This window comes from Mycolicibacterium iranicum, assembly GCF_014190915.1.
Classification (GTDB): domain Bacteria; phylum Actinomycetota; class Actinomycetes; order Mycobacteriales; family Mycobacteriaceae; genus Mycobacterium; species Mycobacterium iranicum_B.
Genome location: NZ_JACHVU010000007.1, coordinates 270862 through 285578, shown reverse-complemented (window position 1 = coordinate 285578; position 14717 = coordinate 270862). Strand labels below are relative to the sequence as shown.

Here is a 14717-nt window from a genome sequence, read left to right as displayed (position 1 = left end):
CAGCTCCACTCCACGACGGGAGACCTTCACCATCAACGACCGCTACCGCGAGTCGTCACACTTCCTCAACCAACCTGCCTGGGCAGTACAGCTAGGTGAGCTGCCCCGGCTCTTCGGGCTGTACCGGCTCGAACCAGAGCGCGGACAGCGGCGGGAGCACCATGACTGCAGACGCCGGCCTGCCGTGCCAGGCCTCGTCGGTGGCCTCGACAGCGCCGTAATTGCCGATACCCGAGCCGTGGTAGGTGTCCGAGTCGGTGTTGAGCACCTCGCGCCACGTCCCGGCGTGGGGGAGGCCGAGCCGGTAGCGGCTGTGCTCGGCGCCCGAGAAGTTGAACACGCACGCCATCATCGAGCCGTCGTCGCCGAATCGCAGGAAGCTCAGCACGTTGTTCGCAGAGTCGTTGGCGTCGATCCAGGAGTAGCCCTCGGGCTGGGTGTCCCGCGACCACAGGGCGCGACGGCTGCGGTAGATGCCGTTGGCGTCGGTCATCATCCGCAGGATGCCGTCGGAGAAGCCGTGCTCGTCGAGCTGGTACCAGTCGACGCCGCGCTCTTCGGACCACTCCGCGCGCTGGCCGAACTCCTGCCCCATGAACAGCAGCTGCTTGCCCGGGTGCGCCCACTGGTAGGCCAGCAGGCTGCGGATGCCGGCGGCCTTCATGTGGTCGTTGCCCGGCATGCGGCCCCACAGGGTGCCCTTGCCGTGCACGACTTCGTCGTGGCTGATGGGCAGCACGAAGTTCTCGCTGAACGCGTAGATCATCGAGAACGTGATCTCGCCGTGGTGGAAGCTGCGGTGAATCGGGTCACGCTTGATGAACTCCAGCGTGTCGTTCATCCAGCCCATGTTCCACTTCATCGAAAAGCCAAGGCCGCCAAGGTTTGTCGGCCGAGTGACGCCCGGCCAGGAGGTGGATTCCTCGGCGATAGTGACGACGCCCGGGTTGATCTTGTGGACCGTGGCGTTCATCTCCTGCAGGAACTGCACCGCCTCCAGGTTCTCGCGTCCACCGTAGATATTCGGAGACCAGCCGCCCTCGGGCCGCGAATAGTCGAGATAGAGCATCGAGGCGACGGCATCCACGCGCAGGCCGTCGACGTGGTACTCCTGCAGCCAGTACAGCGCGTTGGCCACCAGGAAGTTTCGCACCTCCGACCGGCCGAAGTCGAAAACGTAGGTGCCCCAATCCAATTGCTCACCACGGCGAGGATCGCCGTGCTCGTAGAGCGCGGTGCCGTCGAACCGTCCCAGCGCCCACGCGTCCTTCGGGAAGTGGGCGGGCACCCAGTCGACGATGACCCCGATCCCCGCCTTGTGCAGCGTGTCCACCAGGTAGCGGAACTCGTCGGGGGAGCCGAAGCGCGAGGACGGCGCGTAGTAGGACGTGACCTGGTAGCCCCAGGAGCCGCCGAAGGGGTGCTCGGCGACCGGCAGCATCTCGACGTGGGTGAAGCCGTGCTCCAGCAGATATTCGGTGAGCTGGTCGGCCAGTTCGGTGTAGCTCAGGCCGGGCCGCCACGAGCCGAGGTGGACCTCGTAGGTGCTCATCGGCTCGAAGACCGGGTTGCGCAGCGTGCGGCCGCTCATCCACTCGTCGTCGTCCCAGGTGTATTCGCTGCGGAAGACGCGCGACGCGGTCTGCGGCGGGATCTCGGTGGCGAAGGCCATGGGGTCGGCGCGGTCGGTGACGGCGCCGTCGGCCCCGTGCACCCGGAACTTGTAGAGGCCCCCTTCAGGGAAGTTGGGCAGGAAGAGCTCCCACACCCCGGTGGACCCCAGCACACGCATCTGGGCTTCGTTGCCCCAGTGATTGAAGTCGCCGGTGACGCTGACGCCCTTGGCGTTGGGCGCCCACACGGCGAACGACACCCCGGTCACCTCGCCGTCGGGGGTGGTGAAGCTGCGCGGGTGCGCGCCCAGCACTTCCCAGAGCCGCTCATGCCGGCCCTCGGCGAACAGGTGCAGGTCGATCTCTCCGAGCGTCGGCAGGAAGCGATAAGCATCGGCGGTGGTGTGGACGAACGCGGAGTCGTCCTCGCCGTAGGCGATCTCCAGCCGGTAGTCCACCAGGTCGGTGAACGGTACCGCGACGGCGAAGACGCCGGCCTCGATGTGCTGCAGCGGGTATCGGGTGCCGCCGATCACCGCGTTGACCTCTGCGGCGTGCGGGCGGTAGGTCCGGATCACCGTGTGGTCGGTGTACTCGTGGGCGCCGAGAACGGAGTGGGGATCATGGTGCTCCCCGGCCAGAAGGCGGTTCAGATCGGCGGTGTGCGGCCGCAGATGTGGGCTGTCGACCTTCTTCTTCACTTTGGACGCTTTGGTCATGTGTCACTCCCTACGCAGTAGGTGGGCTCGTTGGTCGGCGGGAATCTGCGGCATGTTCAACACGTGTGCCACCGCGCGGGCGGGATCGAGTCGCACGTAGTTGCTCTGCCCCCACTGGTATTCCTCGCCGGTGATCTCATCGCGTACCCAGAATCTGTCCTGCTGATCCATTCCGAGCGCACCCATGTCGAGCCAGAGGATGCCTTCCTCGGCCCCGAACGGGTTGATCGTCACCACCACGAGGACCTGATCACCGGAAACAGGGTCGAACTTGCTGTAGGCGAGCAGCGCGTCGTTGTCGATGTGGTGGAACGTGATCGTCCGCATCTCCTGCAGCGCAGGGTGGATGCGCCGGATCTCGTTCAGCCGGGTGATGAACGGTTCCAGCGACTCCCCGTCGGCGAGCGCGGCGTCGAAGTCGCGGGGGCGCAGCTCGTATTTCTCGGAGTTGAGGTACTCCTCGCTGCCTTCGCGGACCGCGCGGTGCTCGAAGAGCTCGAAGCCCGAGTACACCCCCCACGTGGGGCTCATGGTCGCGGCGAGCGCGGCCCGGATGGCGAACATCCCCGGGCCGCCGTGCTGCAGGCTCTCGTGCAGGATGTCGGGGGTGTTCACCCACAGGCTCTGCCTGCTGTAGTCGGCGTGCTCGGCGATCGACTCTCCGAATTCGGTCAGTTCCCACTTGGCCGTCCGCCACGTGAAGTACGTGTAGGACTGCGTGTAGCCCAGTTTCGCGAGGCCGAACAGGCGCGCCGGGCGGGTGAACGCCTCGGCGAGGAACAGCACGTCGGGGTCGATGTTCTTGACCTCGCCGATCAACCACGCCCAGAAGTTCGGCGGCTTCGTGTGGGGGTTGTCCACGCGAAACACCTTGACGCCGTGCGACACCCAGAACTTGACGACCCGGAGGACCTCTTCGTAGAGACCGGTCGGGTCGTTGTCGAAGTTCAGCGGATAGATGTCCTGGTATTTCTTCGGCGGATTCTCCGCGTAGGCGATGGTGCCGTCGGGCAGCACCGTGAACCACTCGGGGTGGTCGCGCGCCCACGGGTGGTCCGGGGCGCACTGCAACGCCAGGTCGAGGGCGACCTCGAGGCCTTCGTCGCGAGCCGCGCTGACGAAGTCGTCGAAGTCCTCGATCGTGCCGAGGTCGGGGTGTACCGCGTCGTGTCCGCCCTCGTCGCTGCCGATGGCCCAGGGCGAGCCGACGTCTCCGGGAGCGGCGGTGACGCTGTTGTTGCGACCCTTGCGATGCACTTTGCCGATCGGATGGATCGGCGGGAGGTAGACGATGTCGAAGTTCATCCGCGCCACCCGCGGCAGGGCCTTGGTCGCGGTGGCGAAGGTGCCGTGAACGGGGTTGCCGGAGGGGTCCCAGCTGCCCGTCGAGCGCGGGAAGAACTCGTACCACGAGCTGAACCGGGCGAGGGGCCGGTCCACCCAGACGCCGTACTGCTTGCCGCGGGTGATCAGCTCACGCAGCGGGAACTGGTCGAGCAATTCGGTGATCTCGGGAGCCAGCGCCCCGCCGGCGCGGTAGAACGGGTCCCCGGGCTCGCGCAGGCGTGCCGCCGCCTCGGCCAGCGGATAGCGGTCCTGGCGCGGGACACCGGTAGCGGCGCGGTCCAGCAGACGCGCACCGACCCGAAGGTCGTTGTCCAGCTCGGCCTCACTCTGACCGGCGTCGAGCTTGGCGATCACGTTGTGCCGCCAGGTCGCGATCGGATCGCTCCAGCCGTCCACCCGGTACGTCCAGAGCCCGACCGCATCAGGGCTGAACTGGCCGTGGAACACGTCGGGCGTCCGCCCCGTCGCCATCGGCAGCGCAAGGGGCCTGCCCCGTTCCCGGGTTTTGACGACCTCCTGGATCGGCACCGCCTCCGGTGCGCGCACCCGGCCCGGCGGCTCATCGGCCAGCGCCGGATAGTCGGTGCCGTGATAGCGCACGACCAGCGTGGCCGCCACGGCGTCATGTCCCTCACGCCACACCGTGGCCGACACCGGCATTATTTCGCCGACGACGGCCTTGGCGGGAAAACGCCCGTGGGAAACCACGGGCTGGACGTCATCGATCTCGATACGACCGGCGGTCACCAGCGACTCTCCCTACCACTCGAATCTGCCGCACGGCACATGCCGCGCGCGTCGTTGTCTGGTCTCGTGTACAGCTCGATCTAGCCCTGTCGCGCCTATACCCACCGTAGTGTCCGGTCCAACCTCCTGCCGGTCATCGATGGCGGCGAAGAATCGCGGACCTGACCATCCCCCGCCACGGCGCCGGGGACGGCAGTAAGGTGAACTCGCGTGAAAGCACTCCGCAGATTCACCGTCCGCGCTCACCTTCCCGAGCAGTTGGCCGCGCTCGAGCGGCTCTCCGTCAATCTGCGCTGGTCCTGGGACAAACCCACGCAGGACCTCTTCGAGGCCATCGACCCGACCGTGTGGAAGCACGTCGGCCAGGACCCGGTCGCCATGCTCGGTCAGGTCGCACCGAAGCGGCTGGAGGAGCTCGCCCGCGACGAATCCTTCGTGCGCCGCCTCGACGCGCTGGCCGCCGATCTGGACAACTACCTGACGCGTGCGCTCTGGTATCAGCAGCTCGCCGACGACCACTCCGCGGAATTGCCGAAGGGCATCGCGTACTTCTCCATGGAGTTCGGCGTCGCCGAGGTCCTGCCGAACTACTCCGGCGGTTTGGGCATCCTGGCCGGTGACCATCTGAAGTCCGCCTCGGATCTCGGCCTGCCCCTGATCGCCGTCGGCCTGCACTACCGCTCCGGGTATTTCCGGCAGTCCCTGACCGCCGACGGCTGGCAGCGCGAGAGCTATCCGGCGTTGGATCCGCAGGGCTTGCCGCTGCGGCTGCTGACCGATCGCCAGGGCGCCCCGGTGCTGATCCGGCTCGCCCTGCCCGAAGGGGCGCAGCTGCACGCGCAGGTGTGGATCGCCCAGGTCGGTCGAATTCCGTTGCTGCTGCTCGATTCTGACATCCCAGAGAACGAGCACGAGCTGCGATCGGTGACCGACCGCCTGTACGGCGGCGATCAGGAGCACCGGATCAAGCAGGAGATCCTGGCCGGCATCGGCGGCGTGCGAGCGATCCGCGCGTTCACCGAGATCGAAGGCCTGCCCGCGCCCGAGGTGTTCCACATGAACGAGGGCCACGCCGGATTCCTGGGCGCCGAGCGCATCCGCGAGCTCATCGAGGCGGGCCTGGACTTCGACACGGCACTGGCGGTGGTGCGGGCATCGACGGTGTTCACCACGCACACCCCGGTGGCCGCCGGTATCGACCGGTTCCCGGTCGACATGGTCGAGCGGTACTTCGGTCCGGCGGCGGGCGGCGCGGCAGGGGGCGGCTCGCGGCTGCTGCCCGGCGTCCCCCTGGAACGCATCGTCGCCTTCGGCGCCGAGGACGATCCGTCCAAGTTCAACATGGCCCACATGGGGCTGCGGCTGGCCCAGCGCGCGAACGGCGTATCCCTGCTGCACGGTCGCGTCAGCCGCGAGATGTTCAACGAGCTCTGGGCCGGGTTCGATCCCGTGGAGGTTCCGATCGGGTCCATCACCAACGGCGTGCATGCCCCGACATGGGCGGCGCCGCAGTGGCTGCAGCTGGGGCGCGAACTCATCGGCAGCGAGGACCTGAGTTCGCTGACCGAGCCGGAGACGTGGCAGCGGCTGCAGGAGGTCGACCCGGGGCACCTGTGGTGGATCCGCTCGCAGCTGCGCGCCGCACTCGTCGACGACATCCGGGCGCGACTGCGCAGGTCCTGGCTGGAGCGCGGTGCCTCGGACGCCGAATTGGGTTGGATCGCCAACGCTTTCGATCCCGACGCGCTGACCATCGGATTCGCCCGCCGCGTGCCGACCTACAAGCGGTTGACGCTGATGCTGCGCGATCCCGACCGGCTCGCGAAGATGCTTCTCGACGACAAGCACCCGGTGCAGCTGATCGTGGCCGGCAAGTCGCACCCCGCCGACGACGGCGGCAAGGCTCTCATCCAGCAGGTCGTCAGGTTCGCCGACCGCGAAGACCTGCGCCACCGGATCGCGTTCCTGCCCGACTACGACATGTCGATGGCCCGAAAGCTCTACCACGGCTGCGACGTCTGGCTGAACAACCCGTTGCGTCCGCTCGAGGCCTGCGGCACCTCGGGGATGAAGAGCGCGCTCAACGGCGGGCTGAACCTGTCGATCCGCGACGGCTGGTGGGACGAGTGGTTCGACGGCGAGAACGGCTGGGAGATCCCGACCGCCGACGGTCTGATCGACGAGAACCGGCGCGACGACCTGGAGGCGTCCGCACTGTACGACCTCCTCGAGCGGGCCGTGGCGCCGAAGTTCTACGACCGCGACGAGCACGGCGTACCGACCCGCTGGGTCGAGATGGTGCGCCACACCCTGCAGGCTCTGGGCCCAAAGGTGTTGGCCTCGCGCATGGTTCGCGACTACACCCAGAAGTACTACCTGCCGGCGGCGCAATCGCTGCGCGAGGTGATCGAACCGGCCCACTCGGGCGGAGCGGAATTTGCGGTGCCGTTCGGGGCGGCGCGCGAACTGGCCGGTTACCGGCGCCGCGTCGAGCAGGCGTGGCCGCAGATCAAGATCGCCGAGGTCGACAGCTACGGACTTCCCGACGTGCCCCTGCTGGGCTCCGAGCTGACGTTGACGGCGCAGGTCGATCTGGGTGGCCTGAGTCCTGATGAGGTGACCGTGCAGGCGGTGCTCGGCCGGGTCGACGGGGGTGACGCCCTCGTCGATCCCGCGAGCGTGCCGATGACCCACACGGGCACGTCGGACAGCGGCAACGAGATCTTCACGGCGACGACGCCGCTGCCCTTCGCAGGTTCGGTCGGCTACACCGTCCGAGTCCTGCCGCACCACCGGCTGCTGGCCGCGGACAACGAACTCGGCCTGGTGACCCTGGCGTGATGCCGGCTACGGGAATCGCTTGAAGCAGCGGTCCTCGTCGCTGAGCACACCGAGCCGGAAGGCGTCGATGCGGGAGAAACCCGACGGTACCGAGTCGCCGTTGATGTCGCTGGCCGCCAGACCGTTGGTGAGGATGCCCGACACGGCCTCGTCGATGTCGCCCGCGGTCAGCGCGATCGTCTCGCCGTCCTGGGTTTCCACGGCCTGAGTCATCTTCGCCGTCGCCACCCCCGTCAGGCAGGCGGTGCGCAGGGCGGCCTCGGCGTTGTCGAGCGCGACGCCGCCGTGCTGCTGCTGGATGGCGAGCATGTAGCGCGAGACGAGCACGGAGTAGGCGGAGTTGTCTCCGGTCGCGAGGCTGGCGCCGTCCTCGGGGTCGGCCTGGGCGCCCATCTCTTCGAGGCCGGGCAGATCGACGACGATCGTGTTGGTCGCGGGACAGAAGGACGCCGGTGGGCTGGGCCGGGCGTCGGCGCACGCCTGCGCCTCGTCGGCCTCGAAGCTCAGCGCGGGTGGATCGTTGGGGGAGAACAGGATTCCCATGGCATCGACGATCGAGCGGGTGGAGTCCTCGGTGACCGGAAGCTCACCGGTCTGGTCTCCGGGCAGCAGCACCGGAAGCTCGCCACGCCGCTGGCCGATCTCCTTCAGGTCGATGGCCGCGCACGCCGACGGGCCGTCGGTGAAGCCGAACTGGAAGGCGGAAAGCCGCTCGAACGCCGAACCGTGCTCGTCGAATCCGACGTCGGGGTCATCCTCGTTGAGCAGTGGATCGCGGAACGAGATGACGCCGGCCAGCACGGTGTTGAGGCCCTCGCCGGTGCTCAGCGTGAAGCGCGGCGACGAGTCCTCGGCGACCCACCGCATGTAGGTCCCGGCAAAGCAGTCGGCCTGCTGCTCGGCGACGAGGGTGGGGGTCTCCTTGCCGGACAGACCCGAGAGGCGGGCCACCGCGTGGCCGTACTCGTGGGCGAGGACCATCACCACCCCCATGTCGCCGTGGGCGCGCTGCAATCCGGGCAGCAGTTCACCGCGATCCCAGCCGATGGTCCGGTCGGCGTAGCAGTAGCCCGCGTTGACCAGTCCGTAGGTGTCCTCCCCACAGAATTCGCCGTCGAAGCCGTTGGCGTCCCAGGAGATCAGCTCGGCCACCGGCTTGAACGGCTCGTCGAAGGTCTCTTCGTAGGCCGTCGACCAGTAGTCCTCGATGTCGCTGATCGCGCTTGCGGCCAACTCGTCGATCTCGCCGCCGTCGGTGCCCTCGACGTCGCGGTCGGGGCCCTCGGCGTTCGGTCGCACGCCGGTGGGCCCGTCGGTCGCCGGCATACCCGCCACGCGGAACGGGTCGTCGAACACCGATACGGCGTTGCCCTGCAACGTGGTTGAGCATGCGGTGCCGATCAGCACCGTGCACGCGGCGATCGTGGCGCCCAGTAGCCGCCTCGAATGTGTCGACGGGCCCATGCACGCTGCCTTTCGTCAATGGCGCAGCGGCCTGGTGGCCGTCGGCCGAACTTCAGGTCAGAATAGTGAATTCCTGCCGCTGACCGCCCTTATCGGGGCAGTCCGTTCATTCCGTCCCGTGGAGGCGTCGCAGCGCCGCGCACACAGCACCGCTGTCCGTCGTCGCCCAGAACGGCGGCAGGGATGCCCGCAGGAAGTTGCTGTAGCGCGCCGTGGCCATCCGGGAGTCGAGTACGGCGACCACCCCGCGGTCGTCGACGCGGCGCAACAGCCGGCCCGCGCCCTGGGCCAACAGCAGAGCCGCGTGGCTGGCCGCCACCGCCATGAAGCCGTTGCCGCCGCGCGCCGCGACCGCGCGCTGGCGAGCCGTCAGCAGCGGATCGTCGGGACGCGGGAACGGGATGCGGTCGATGAGCACCAGCGACAACGACGGACCGGGGACGTCGACGCCCTGCCACAGCGACAGCGTGCCGAACAGTGAGGTCGCCTCGTCCTCGGCGAAGCGCTGCACCAGGGCCGTGGTGTTGTCCTCCCCCTGGCACAGCACCGGTGTGTCCAGGCGTCCGCGCATCACCTCGGCGGTGGCCTTGGCTGCGCGCATCGACGAGAACAGGCCCAGGGTGCGGCCGCCGGCCGCCTCGATCAGCGACGCGATCTCGGCGAGCTGCTCTGCCGAGCCGGTGCCGTCCCGGCCGGGTGCGGGCAGGTGCGCCGCCACGTAGAGGATTCCCGACGTGCCGTGGTCGAACGGCGATCCGACGTCGAGCCCCCGCCACCCCGGCTCCCGGGCCCCGTCGTCTCCGGTCCCGTCCTGCCTGGCCTTTCCGGACAGGCCCCATGCCGAGGCCATCGAGTCGAAGCTGCCACCGATGGTCAGCGTCGCCGAGGTCAGCACCGCCGTGGACTGCCCGAAGAGCCTGCAGCGCAACAACCCTGCCACCGACAGGGGCGCCACCCGCAGAAGCGTGCGTCTGCCGGACCTGGTGTCCTCGATGTGTTCGAGCCATACGACGTCGGTGCGATCGGGGATCGCGGGCACGAACGAATCGAGGATGCGCGACGCCGTGTCCGCGACATCGACCAGCGCGGTGGCGGCCTCGGCGCGCGCCGACGTGGTCTTGGGGTCGGTGCGCGCGGTGTCGACCGCGGTACGGGCGGCGTGCGCGGCGTCGCGCACCACGGTGAGGTAGCTCGCGAGTTCGTCGTCCAGGACGTCGATGCGCCCGGCAGGGGCGTCGAAGATCGCCGAGGTCAGCGTGGCGGCGGCCGCCTCAAGTCGTTGTGCCAGTTCCGGAGTCACGACCCGGGCGGCGCGGCGCTGGGCCACGCCCAGGGAGGTGGCCGAGAGCTCGGCGGTGGCCACGCTGGTGACCCGGTCGACCAGTTCGTGGGCTTCGTCGACCACCAGCAGTTCGTGTTCGGGCAGGATGTTGGCGTCGCCGATCGCGTCGATGGCCAGCAGGGCGTGGTTGGTGACCACCACGTCGGCCTGGCCCGCGCGCTCCCGGGCCCGCTCGGAGAAGCAGTCGGTGCCGAACGGGCAGCGCGACACCCCGATGCACTCCCGCGCCGACACGCTGACCTGTGACCACGACCGATCGGCGACACCGGGTTTCAGCTCGTCGCGGTCACCGGTGGCGGTGGTGTCCGACCACTCGGTCAGCCGCTTGACGTCGCGCCCCAGCGCGCTGGCGGCGACCGGCGAGAACAACTCCTCCTGCGGGACGTCGTCGGGCTCGCCGCCCGCCGCGCCGTTGTGAATCTTGTTCAGACACAGGTAATTCGAGCGACCCTTGAGCAACGCGAAGACCGGCCTGCGGGGGAGGGCGCCCGTCAGCGAGTCGGCGAGGCGGGGGAGGTCGCGGTCCACGAGCTGGCGCTGCAGCGCGATGGTCGCCGTGGACACGACGACGGGCCGGTTGTCGTTGAGGCTGTGCGCGATGGCCGGGACGAGGTAGGCCAGGGACTTGCCGGTTCCGGTGCCCGCCTGGACCGCGAGATGCTCCCCGGTGGTGAATGCGCGCGCCACCGCCTGGGCCATCTCGATCTGGCCGGTGCGCTCGGCGCCGCCCAGCGCGGCCACCGCGGTGGCCAACAGCTCAGTGACCTCCATCGGTGCCTAGCCCTGGCCGCGCGGAGGCGCGATCATCCGGGTGGGAATGGCGGGATCGCCTTTGGACAGCGCGAGCCCGTCCCACGGCAGGCTCAGCAGGCCGTCGGCCACCCGGCGGCGCGCGGTGTCGAGGCTCATATCGGCGACGATGTCGCCACCGCGCACCAGCGGGATCGTCAACGGTCGCACCTGGAGGTCGGCGGGGGTGTCGGGCGGTCGGCCCGAGGGATGGACCACCTCTTCGACCACCGTGCCGGACGCTCTTGCCATGCGTACCGCCTCCTTGCGGCCGCCATGCGATTCCTTGTGGCTGCTGCGCTTCTCGACCGGAATCCCGTCGACCTCGACCAGCTTGTAGACCATGCCTGCTGTCGGGGCCCCCGAGCCGGTGACCACCGAGGTGCCCACGCCGTAGAGGTCGACGGGCTCGGCGCGCAGCGCGGCGATGGCGAATTCGTCGAGGTCACCGGAGACGACGATCTTGGTGCCCGTCGCACCCAGGCTGTCCAGCTGCTCGCGGACCTGGCGCGCCAGCACCCCGAGATCCCCGGAGTCGATCCGCACCGCGCCCAGTTTCGGGCCCGCCACCTCCACCGCGTTCGCGACCCCGGCGGTGATGTCGTAGGTGTCCACGAGCAGGGTGGTGTCCACCCCGAGCGCCTCCACCTGGGCGTGGAAGGCGGCCTTCTCCCAGTCCGACGGCGTCGTTCCGTCCCCCGTGGTGTGCAGGAGCGTGAAGGCGTGCGCGCTGGTGCCCAACGCGGGCACCCCGTGGCGGCGCTCGGCTTCGAGGTTCGACGACCCGGCGAAACCGGCCAGGTACGCCGCGCGCGCCGCGGCCACCGCGGCCTGCTCCTGGGTGCGCCGCGAACCCATTTCGATCAGCGGGCGCCCGGCGGCCACACTCGCCATCCGCGCCGCCGCGGATGCCACCGCGGTGTCGTGGTTGAAGATCGACAGCGCCAGCGTTTCGAGCACGACGCATTCCCCGAACGTGCCGTGCACCGACAGGACGGGCGACCCCGGAAAGTGGAGCTCGCCCTCGCCGTAGCCGTCCACGTCGCCGGTGAACCGGTACGCGGCCAGATAGTCCAGCGTGGCGGGGTCGAGGAACGTCGCCAGCGCAGCCAGTTCACCGTCGCCGAACCTGAACGCCTGCAAGGCTTCCACGAATCGTCCCGTGCCCGCGGTGATGCCGTAACGACGCCCGTCGGGCAGGCGGCGGGCGAAGATCTCGAACGAACAGCTCCGGTGCGCAGTACCGTCGCGCAACGCCGCGGCCAGCATCGTCAGCTCGTACTTGTCGGTCAGCAATGCCGTCGGCGGCAGCGGTGAGTGCTGCGCAGGAGACCGCGGGGGCGGGGGGTTCACAGCCCAACCGTATCGGTTCGGAGCATGGGTCCGGCCCCGGTATTCTGGGGCCCATGGTGACGCCGGCGAAGGCCCGACCGGGGACTCGCGAAGACCGTGATGTCGGCGAGGACGCCGCCGCGGACACCCCGTGGGTCACCATCGTCTGGGACGATCCGGTGAACCTGATGACCTACGTGACCTACGTTCTGCAGAAGCTGTTCGGGTACAGCGAACCGCATGCCACGAAGCTGATGCTCCAGGTGCACAACGAGGGAAAGGCCGTCGTGTCCGCGGGCAGCCGGGAATCCATGGAAGTCGACGTCTCCAAGCTCCACGCCGCCGGGCTGTGGGCGACACTGCAACAGGACCGCTGACAGCACTGTGCGTAAATGGAAGCGGGTCGAGGGCGTAGGCGGCCCGCGTTTTCGGTCGGCCCTGGCCGCCCACGAGGCCGAACTGCTGAGCAGTCTGGTGTCGTCCCTGCTGGGGATGCTCGACGACCGCGAATCCTCGGCTCCCGTCGACGAACTCGCCGAGATCACCGGCATGCGCACGGGCAATTCCACACCCCCGCAGGACGATACGATGAAGCGGCTGCTGCCGGACTTCTACCGTCCGGCCACCGAGCACCCGGCCGGGTCGGGCACCGCCGAAAGTCTCAACAGCGCGCTGCGCAGCCTGCATGAACCGGCCATCCTCGACGCGAAACGTGAAGCGGCGCAACGGCTCCTCGACACGATCCCGTCCGGGGGCGGCAAGTTCGAACTCTCCGAAGAGGACGCGCACGCCTGGGCGTCGGCGGTCAACGACGTCCGGCTGGCACTGGGCACGATGCTCGACATCGGCGCCGAGGGTCCCGAGCGTCTGCCCGGTGATCACCCGATGGCCGGGCACCTCGATGTGTACCAGTGGCTGACGGTGCTGCAGGAGTACCTGGTGATCTGCATCATGCGGCGGCAGCGATGAGCGCTTGCGCGAAGAGCAGAGGGCAGCGATGAGCGCTTGCGCGAAGAGCAGAGGGCAGCGGTGAGGACCGGTTCCCTCACCGATGTCGGCGGGATCAGGGTGGGCCACCACCACCGGAACGATGCCGACGCCACCCTGGGTTCGGGGTGGGCGACCGGCACCACCGTGATCCTGACGCCGCCGGGAACCGTCGGCGCGGTCGACGGCCGCGGTGGGGCGCCGGGCACCCGCGAGACCGACCTCCTCGATCCGAGCAACTCGGTGCGTCACGTCGATGCCGTCGTGCTCACCGGAGGCAGTGCGTACGGGCTCGCCGCGGCCGACGGCGTCATGACCTGGCTCGAAGAGCAGGGCCGCGGTGTCGCGATGGACGGCGGGGTGGTGCCCATCGTCCCGTCGGCGGTCATCTTCGACCTACCGGTCGGCGGGTGGTCCTGCCGCCCCGACGCCCGGTTCGGCTACAGCGCCGCGGCGACGGCGGGCACCGAGGTGGGCGTCGGCACCGTCGGCGCCGGGGTGGGCGCTCGCGCCGGCGTCCTGAAGGGCGGGGTCGGTACCGCGTCGGTCACGCTCGACTCCGGCGTGACCGTCGGAGCCCTCGTCGTCGTGAACTCGGCGGGCGACGTCGTCGATCCCGGCACCGGCCTGCCCTGGCTCGCAGCGCACGCGGCGGAGTTCGGATTGACCGCACCCCCTGCCGAGCAGCGCGCCGCCTACGCGGCCCGGCACGCCGAGCTCAGCCCGCTGAACACCACCATCGCGGTGGTCGCCACCGATGCCGCGCTGAGCAAGGCGGCGTGCCGCCGGGTCGCCGTCGCCGCCCAGGACGGGCTCGCGCGCACGATCAACCCCTGCCACACCCCACTGGACGGCGACACCGTCTTCGCGCTGGCCACCGGTGCGGTCGAGGTGAACCCGGACCCGACCACGCCTGCGTCGATGACGCCCGAGCTGCCCCTGGTGACCGCGGTCGGGGCGGCCGCGGCCGACGTCCTGGCCCGTGCCGTTCTGGTCGGAGTGCTGGCCGCCGACTCCGTGGCCGGAATACCGACATACCGTGAACTGTTGCCCGGAGCGTTCTCGTGAGACGGACCCGTGCCGAGACGCACCCGACGAGGAGAGGAACGCAGTGCTGACGATCCGTGCCGACCTGGTCGACGCGATGGTGAGTCATGCCCGCGCCGACCATCCCGACGAGGCCTGCGGCATCATCGCGGGCCCGGAGGGGTCCGACCGTCCCGAGCGGTTCATCGCGATGGTGAACGCCGAACGGTCGCCGACGTTCTACCGCTTCGACTCCGGTGAGCAGCTCAGGGTTTGGCGAGGTATGGAGGACGCCGACGAGGCGCCGATCGTCATCTATCACTCGCACACGGCGACCGAGGCCTACCCGAGCCGCACCGACATCTCCTATGCCTCCGAGCCGGACGCCCACTACGTCCTGGTGTCCACCCGCGACCCCGATGAGCACGAGCTGCGCAGCTACCGCATCGTGGACGGTGTCGTCACCGAAGAGCCCGTCACCATCGTCGAGCAGTACCAAGAACCGTAAGG

10 protein-coding genes are annotated in these 14717 nt (G+C 69.1%); 5 read left to right on the top strand and 5 right to left on the bottom strand.

Annotation, left to right across the window (positions count from 1 at the left end):
* Nucleotides 1–91 precede the first annotated feature (91 nt).
* Nucleotides 92–2332 carry a 1,4-alpha-glucan branching protein GlgB gene (gene glgB, locus FHR72_RS17250; protein WP_183470199.1) on the bottom strand — a complete coding sequence of 747 codons (2241 nt, stop codon included), beginning with the start codon at nucleotides 2330–2332 and terminating at the stop codon, nucleotides 92–94.
* Nucleotides 2333–2335: 3 nt separating this feature from the next.
* Nucleotides 2336–4426, bottom strand: coding sequence for an alpha-1,4-glucan--maltose-1-phosphate maltosyltransferase (locus tag FHR72_RS17245; RefSeq protein WP_183470197.1), 2091 nt, complete (start codon nucleotides 4424–4426; stop codon nucleotides 2336–2338).
* 210 nt (nucleotides 4427–4636) lie between these two features.
* Between FHR72_RS17245 and glgP the strand changes: the two genes are divergently transcribed.
* Nucleotides 4637–7267, top strand: coding sequence for an alpha-glucan family phosphorylase (glgP, locus tag FHR72_RS17240; RefSeq protein ID WP_183470196.1), 2631 nt, complete (start codon nucleotides 4637–4639; stop codon nucleotides 7265–7267).
* A 6-nt stretch (nucleotides 7268–7273) separates the two neighbouring features.
* Here the strand turns inward: glgP and FHR72_RS17235 are convergent, their stop codons facing one another.
* From FHR72_RS17235 to FHR72_RS17225, 3 genes are all read right to left on the bottom strand, one after another.
* Complete coding sequence (locus FHR72_RS17235) at nucleotides 7274–8731, bottom strand: neutral zinc metallopeptidase (protein ID WP_183470194.1); 1458 nt, start codon at nucleotides 8729–8731, stop codon at nucleotides 7274–7276.
* A gap of 106 nt (nucleotides 8732–8837) precedes the next feature.
* The gene (locus tag FHR72_RS17230) at nucleotides 8838–10844 is read right to left on the bottom strand and encodes an ATP-dependent DNA helicase (RefSeq protein WP_183470192.1); all 2007 of its coding nucleotides are present in this window, start codon (nucleotides 10842–10844) and stop codon (nucleotides 8838–8840) included.
* Nucleotides 10845–10850: 6 nt separating this feature from the next.
* Nucleotides 10851–12215, bottom strand: coding sequence for a nicotinate phosphoribosyltransferase (locus tag FHR72_RS17225; protein WP_311736175.1), 1365 nt, complete (start codon nucleotides 12213–12215; stop codon nucleotides 10851–10853).
* Nucleotides 12216–12268: 53 nt separating this feature from the next.
* On the opposite strand from FHR72_RS17225, the gene clpS reads away from it, so the two are divergent.
* From clpS to FHR72_RS17205, 4 genes are read left to right on the top strand one after another with little or no spacing between them, the layout of a single operon-like run.
* Nucleotides 12269–12571, top strand: coding sequence for an ATP-dependent Clp protease adapter ClpS (gene clpS / locus FHR72_RS17220; protein ID WP_183470190.1), 303 nt, complete (start codon nucleotides 12269–12271; stop codon nucleotides 12569–12571).
* Nucleotides 12572–12578: 7 nt separating this feature from the next.
* Entirely contained in the window at nucleotides 12579–13163 is a 585-nt protein-coding gene (aosR, locus tag FHR72_RS17215; RefSeq protein WP_183470188.1) for an oxidative stress transcriptional regulator AosR, read from the top strand.
* Nucleotides 13164–13223: 60 nt separating this feature from the next.
* The gene (locus FHR72_RS17210; protein WP_183470186.1) at nucleotides 13224–14249 is read left to right on the top strand and encodes a P1 family peptidase; all 1026 of its coding nucleotides are present in this window, start codon (nucleotides 13224–13226) and stop codon (nucleotides 14247–14249) included.
* A gap of 43 nt (nucleotides 14250–14292) precedes the next feature.
* Nucleotides 14293–14715, top strand: coding sequence for a M67 family metallopeptidase (locus FHR72_RS17205; RefSeq protein ID WP_183470184.1), 423 nt, complete (start codon nucleotides 14293–14295; stop codon nucleotides 14713–14715).
* Nucleotides 14716–14717: the final 2 nt, after the last annotated feature.